This is a genomic window from Corynebacterium sp. UMB6689, assembly GCF_030215295.1.
GTDB classification, from domain to species: Bacteria; Actinomycetota; Actinomycetes; order Mycobacteriales; family Mycobacteriaceae; genus Corynebacterium; species Corynebacterium aurimucosum.
Map to the genome: position 1 here is coordinate 1 of NZ_JASOLS010000207.1, position 260 is coordinate 260.

Consider the following 260-nt stretch of genomic DNA (forward strand, 5'->3'; position numbering starts at 1 on the left):
GAACCCGTAAGTATCATGCAGCGTGAAAGCGGCCGATCCGGGAATAATGACCTTGCCGGCATGGGGCGCGTTTGTCGCAGAGTCCACGGCCGCCGCGAAAATCTGTTCACCGGTAGCCAGGGTGCGCCGGAAAGCGGCTTCTTCTTCCACCGCCACCTGGTGAATCTGCCCGAAGTTCGCCTCCAGATCGGGGTAGGACTCCTTCATGGCATTCTTCGAGGTTTCCACCAGGTCAACGAGGACCGCGGCATCCACCCCGA

Annotated in this window: 1 protein-coding gene; it reads right to left on the reverse strand. The window is 60.8% G+C overall.

The annotated features are described in order from the left end of the window. Window positions 1-260, reverse strand: a 260-nt coding sequence (locus QP363_RS13230) for an alanine--tRNA ligase-related protein (RefSeq protein WP_284764828.1), incomplete at both ends; no start/stop codon positions are given.